General features: G+C 62.1%; 6 protein-coding genes. 5 read left to right on the top strand and 1 reads right to left on the bottom strand.

Features of this window, described 5'->3' with window-relative positions:
- A partial coding sequence (locus ACYVDE_RS19370) for a tetratricopeptide repeat protein (RefSeq protein ID WP_460503184.1) occupies positions 1-655 on the top strand: 655 nt, incomplete at its 5' end.
- Positions 656-786: 131 nt separating this feature from the next.
- On the opposite strand, the gene ACYVDE_RS19365 is transcribed toward ACYVDE_RS19370, so the two are convergent.
- Positions 787-2031, bottom strand: a complete 1245-nt coding sequence (locus ACYVDE_RS19365; RefSeq protein WP_460503183.1) for a geranylgeranyl reductase family protein — start codon at positions 2029-2031, stop codon at positions 787-789.
- A 104-nt stretch (positions 2032-2135) separates the two neighbouring features.
- Here ACYVDE_RS19365 and fabG point away from each other — a divergent pair, with 104 nt between their 5' ends.
- The 4 genes from fabG to ACYVDE_RS19345 form a co-directional block, all read left to right on the top strand.
- Positions 2136-2885: a beta-ketoacyl-ACP reductase gene (gene fabG / locus ACYVDE_RS19360; protein WP_460503182.1), complete on the top strand. Its 750-nt coding sequence runs from the start codon at positions 2136-2138 to the stop codon at positions 2883-2885.
- A gap of 211 nt (positions 2886-3096) precedes the next feature.
- Positions 3097-3369 (top strand): DUF7660 family protein, encoded by a 273-nt coding sequence (locus ACYVDE_RS19355; RefSeq protein ID WP_460503181.1) that lies wholly within the window; start codon positions 3097-3099, stop codon positions 3367-3369.
- Between the two features lie 18 nt (positions 3370-3387).
- Positions 3388-4065 carry a C40 family peptidase gene (locus tag ACYVDE_RS19350; protein WP_460503180.1) on the top strand — a complete coding sequence of 226 codons (678 nt, stop codon included), beginning with the start codon at positions 3388-3390 and terminating at the stop codon, positions 4063-4065.
- 67 nt (positions 4066-4132) lie between these two features.
- Positions 4133-4873: vWA domain-containing protein (locus tag ACYVDE_RS19345; protein ID WP_460503179.1), on the top strand; the 741-nt coding region annotated here is incomplete at its 3' end.

Raw genomic sequence — 4873 nt, 5'->3', positions numbered from 1 at the left:
CATTTTCCTGCTCACCACGGCCACGCTTTCGGCCGCCGAAGCCTCAGCCGAGCGCGCCCGCGAGAAAAAGCTGACCACCGAGCAGTACCGCACCATGCTGGCCGACGCCGACGCCGCCGTGAAGCGCAACCCAAAAGATGCCACCGCCCTGCTGCAACGCGCCAAGGCGAAAAGCTACCTGCGCGACTACGCCGCCGCCCAGCTCGACTACACGGCCGCCCTGCGCTACCAGAAAACCAACCCGGACGCCTACTACAACCGCGGCGTGAACCACCTGATGATGAAGCAGTACAAGGCCGCCACCACCGACTTCTCGGGCGCCCTCAAGTACCGGGCCGATGACAAGGAATCCTTCTTCGGCCGGGGCGTGGCCAAGATGCAGATGTACCAGTACAAGCCAGCCGTGGCCGACTTCACCCGCGCCATCGAGCTCGACTCGACCTACGCCGACGCCTGGGAGTATCGGGGCATCAGCTACTCGTCGTTCGACAAGCTTTCGGAAGCCCGCCGCGACCTGGAAAAGGCCACCAAGCTCAATCCCGAAGCTGCCAAGAGCCTGCGCCGCTACCTGGGCAACGATGAGGGACACGCGCCCATTAAGCCCGCCCCGGCGGCCCGCACGGGCGGCTACCACCCGCGGCCCGGCGCGCACTAGCAATTCTTAACATTATTTGAACGTCATGCTGAGCTTGTCGAAGCATCTCTACCGCGTAAGTATTCATCTACTAATGCGGTAGAGATGCTTCGACAAGCTCAGCATGACGTGCTTTTCTTGTTCTTTCGCCCCTACTTCCCGCCGAAAAACAGCTTGAAGTAGAAGCTCGGCTTACGTAGCTGCTCGCGCAGGTCCAGGTCCATAAACATCATGGACAAGGTGGCGGCTAGCGTGGGGTTGCGCACGGCGCGGTTGGCCACAATGTTGAACAGGCTAGGAAAGTTGAGCAGGCGCTGCATCACGCGGCTCAGGCGCAGCTCCTGGCCGAGGCGGTTGTACACGGCCTTGTCGTAGTTTTTCAGGAATTCGGGGCTGAAATCACCTTTTTTCACGGCTTCGATGGCCCAGGTAGCAGCGTGGCGGCCGCTCACCATGGCGTGCGAGATGCCCTCGCCCGAGAACGGGTCGATGAGCGAGCCGGCGTCGCCGAGCAGGAAATAATCAGCGCCTGATAATGCCCGCCGCTTCGAGCCCAGCGGCAGGCCGAAACCCTTCACCGAACCCAGCCGGGTGGCGTGGGCGAAGCGCGGGGCCAGGTCCGGGTGCGTCGTCAGTATCTCGTCGAGGCGCTGGCGCAGATTCACCTTCTTATCGGCTACGGTTTTCGAGAGCATGCCCACGCCCACGTTGGCCTGGCCGTTGGGCAACGGAAATACCCAGAGGTAGCCGGGCAGAAAATCTTTGATGAAGTGCAGCTCGATGAAATTATCGGGGCTCAGGCCGCTCACGCCATCGTAATAAGTGCGCAGGCCGGCGCAATGGTGGTCGGGCTCGAGGGCGTGGCCGGCCACTTTGCGGGCAAATTCCGACTGCGCGCCATTGGCCACCAGCAGCAGGCGGCAGGTGGCAATTTCCTGGCTGGCCTTGTCAAACAATTGCCAGCCGCCGTTGGGTAGGCGCTCGGTGCGGGCCACGTCCACGTTTTCGCGAAAGTCGATTTCGGGGCGCTGGCGTACTTCTTCGACCAGGAAATTATCGAAATCGATGCGCTTGGCCACGTGGCCGGCGGTGGCGTCGCGGGTCTTGTCGAACTTTGGCTTGAAGGGGATGCTGAGCTTGCGGCCGTTGGGGGCGATGAAGTCGATGCCCCAGCTCGGAATCTGGATGGGGGTGGCGGCCAGCTTGGCGTGCAGGCCGGGCTCGATGCGCTTCAACTCGTTGATGACCTTGCCACTGAGGGCATCGCCGCAGGTTTTGTCGCGCGGGAACGCGGCGCGGTCGAACAGCAGGCAGGGCTGGCCGGCGTTGGCGAGGTGCAGGGCGGCGGTGGCTCCGCCGGGGCCCGCTCCCAGAATACAGATGTCGTGATGGGGCATAATCTGCGGCGAAGTTAGCCCGCTGTAGCGGGCGCGGACTTTCAGTCCGCGAATCAAAACCTCTCACTCGCGGACTGAAAGTCCGCGCTACTTACCTTCGCCCCATGACCAACACACTCACCGGAAAAGTGGCCCTCGTGACGGGCGCTTCCAAAGGAATTGGCCGCGCCATCGCGGCGCATTTCGCCCAGCTCGGCGCCGATGTCGCCTTCACGTATTTGTCCTCAGTTGAAAAAGGCCAGGCCCTCGAAACCGAATTATCGGCCGCCGGCACCAAGGTAAAAGGCTACCGCTCCGACGCCTCCGACTACGCCCAGGCCGAGAAACTCATCGAAGACGTAGTGGCCGATTTCGGCAAGCTCGACATCCTCGTCAACAATGCTGGTATCACGCAGGATGGCCTGCTCATGCGCATGAGCGAGCAGCAGTGGGACCAAGTGCTGCAAGTCAACCTCAAGTCGGTGTTCAACCTCACTAAAGCCGCTACCAAACCCATGATGCGTGCCAAAGCCGGCTCCATCATCAACATGACCAGCGTGGTGGGCATCAAGGGCAACGCCGGGCAGGCCAACTACGCCGCCAGCAAGGCCGGCATCATCGGCTTCACCAAGTCGGTGGCCCTGGAGCTGGGCTCGCGCAACATCCGCTGCAACGCCGTGGCCCCCGGCTTCATCGAAACCGAAATGACCGACGCCCTCGACCCCAAGCAGGTGGATGAGTGGCGCAAAGCAATTCCGCTCAAGCGCGGTGGCCGGCCCGAGGATGTGGCCAAGGCCACGGCGTTTCTGGCGTCGGATGATTCGGCCTACATCACCGGCCAGGTGCTGCAGGTGGATGGCGGAATGCTGACGTAGGGGGAAATATATATGAGCCCCAGCGGGGCGGCATGTCGGCAGAAAACCACGCCTGCATTTTTTAAAAAGCCCTGGCGGGGCGACATTCATTTAACGAGTGCCGCCCCACCGGGGCTTTGCTGTTCATTGAACCCTGTTACTACCGATATACCGCCCCGCTGGGGCTTGGATTCGTCGGCTTATGGGGATTACGATAAATCAACACGCTGATATGGATTCGGATTCTGAACAATATGCCTTGGATACTTCGACAATAAATGGTCGCCAAGACTTCATCGCATTTTTGCAGCAGCTACGGATTCACTACCTGCGGAACGGAGATGAATGGGAGAACCGAAACCTTGGCGATTTTCTAGCAGCTTTGGAAGCTTATGCAGCCGATATTCCCTGCTATTACAGGAATATGTCGTTAGAAGTAAACGCCGATTCTGCTAGTTGGCGTGTCTTCGCGGATATGCTGCGTGGAGCGACTATTTATGAATAGGTTTTCTGAAACACTGTAATGCCCCGCCGGCTGCTCCTCCCCTTCCTTCTCCTGACCGCCCTAGCCCTCGCCGCCTACCCGAGCCTACACCGCCGCCTGCTCCGCTACCAAGGCCACCGCGCCGCGCAAGTAGCCACCGCCCAAATCGAACCCCAACTCCGCGACGGCGACCTGATTTTCCACACCTCCCTTTCGGCTCAGAGCCGGGCTATTCAGTTGGCCACGCACTCGGCCTGGAGCCACTGCGGCATTCTCTACCAGCACAACGGTAAGTGGCAGGTATTCGAAGCCGTGCAGCCGGTGAAGCTGACGCCACTGGCCGACTGGGTGGCGCGGGGCCAGGGCGGGCATTTCGCCACCAAGCGGCTGCGCGATGCGGCTACCGCCCTCACGCCCACCGCGCTGGCCCGGCTAAAAGCGGCCGGCCAGCCGATGCTGGGGCATAGCTACGACCTGTATTTCGGCTGGTCCGACGACCGGATTTACTGCTCCGAGCTCATCTGGAAGGTGTACGAGCGCAGCATCGGCCGGCGGCTGGGGCGACTGCAGCACCTGCGCGATTTCGACCTGAGCCACCCCGCCGTGCAGGCCAAGTTGCGGGAGCGCTACGGCGACCACCTGCCGCTGCAGGAAACAGTGATTTCGCCGGTCAGCATCTTCGAGAGCCCCGAACTGGTTGGCGTGCTCAGCCGTTGAACCGGCGGCAGGCTGCAACTTTGGCGGCGCGGGCCGACCTTTAAGGCTGATTCAATCCGACTTTCGTTTGCTGACCACCCAATATTCTCCTTGGCTCATCCTCGTCTGCCTGCTGGTGGGCGCGGGCTACGCTGCCCTGCAATACTCGGCCAAAGCGCCCTGGAGCCGGCACCTGAACTACGCACTGGCGGCCCTGCGCTTTGCCGTAGTGAGCTTTCTGTGCTTTCTGCTGCTCGGTCCGGTCATCAAAACCACCACCACGCACACCGAAGCGCCCACCCTGGTACTGGCCGTCGACAACTCGCAGTCGGTAGAGCTGTTCACGCCGAAAGATGTGCTGGGGCAGGCCGCCACGGGCCTCGCGAAGCTGGCCGAAACGCTGCGTGGCAAAGGGTTCAGTGTGGAGACGCGTACGCTCACCTCCACGCCCGCCCGCCCGGCCCGGCTCGACTCGCTGCGCTTCTCGGCCGCCGGCACCGACCTCGACCAGCTGCTGACCGGTACCCGCGAGGCCTACGACGACCGCAACCTCGTCGGCGTGGTGCTGCTTTCGGATGGCCTCGTGAACCAGGGCCGCAGCCCGGCCTACTCGGAGTTTAACTTCCCGATTTACAGCGTGGCGGTGGGCGATACCGTGCCCAAGAAGGACCTGCGCCTCACCGGGCTTACCTACAATCGGGTGGCGTTCAGCGGCAATAAGTTTCCGATTGAGGCGGAACTGGGCTTTGAGGGTTACGCCGGCGGTGCGGCCACCGTGGAGCTGCGTGAAGGCAGCCGCGTGCTCGACTCGCGCCGGGTGGCCCTGCCG

The organism is Hymenobacter agri (genome assembly GCF_054778495.1).
The sequence above is the reverse complement of the archived record's forward strand: the minus strand, read 5'-3'. Positions and strand labels throughout refer to the sequence as shown.